Genomic DNA, 690 nt, shown 5'->3' with positions numbered 1-690 from the left:
CCATGATCAGCGGGACGCGGATCAATTCGTCGTACAATTCGACGGCGCGGAACTGGGAGCCGACTCGGTTTCCCTCCGAATCGTACACCCAAGGGTAGCCGTGTTCGCCCGGCATCTTCGAGCCGTGGTCGCCCGTGATGACGGTGGCGTCGACATCGATCAGGTCGTGGAGCAGTTCGATCTGTCGAGCGACGAAGTCTGACTCCTCGTAGTAGCGCTGTTCCTGCCGACCAATGTACTGCGCTGTTCCTGCCGACCAATGTACTGCTCGACGTTCTCGTAGACGTGCTGGTCGTCGAACGCCGGCGTCTCGCCGTTGCCGAACTCCGAACGGAGCGTGAAGTGGAGATCGAAGCAGTGGATAAACACGAAGTTGTCCCCGTCCTCGTGGTCGTCCAGCCAGTTTATCGCTCGGTTGATCAGCACGTTTGCTGGGCCCAGGTCTTGGCGACCTTCCATCCGGTCTTCGATCTCTGCGTGATGTTCCCAGGTGTCGAACCCCTTGCCGAGGTTCCCGGTCGGAAGCGGATAGCCGCCGGTGAACCCTGCTGTATTGTACCCCGCGTCCTTGAAAATCTCTGGGAGCGTTGTCGCGTCGGTGTGGTAGTCGACCAGCCAGCGAACGCCGTGGTTGAACGGGTGCTGACCGCTCAGCATCGACGTGTGGGAGGGACTGGTGAACGGAGCCTG

1 protein-coding gene is annotated in these 690 nt (G+C 60.6%); it reads right to left on the bottom strand.

Going from position 1 to position 690, the window contains the following annotated elements; all coding sequences use genetic code 11:
• Window positions 1-159 precede the first annotated feature (159 nt).
• On the bottom strand, window positions 160-690 hold a 531-nt coding region (locus tag D3D02_RS18250), incomplete at its 5' end, for a sulfatase-like hydrolase/transferase (protein ID WP_147435712.1).

Origin of the sequence: Halobellus sp. Atlit-38R (genome assembly GCF_003665925.1) — an archaeon.
GTDB classification, from domain to species: Archaea; Halobacteriota; Halobacteria; order Halobacteriales; family Haloferacaceae; genus Haloquadratum; species Haloquadratum inordinatus.
The sequence above is the reverse complement of the archived record's forward strand: the minus strand, read 5'-3'. Positions and strand labels throughout refer to the sequence as shown.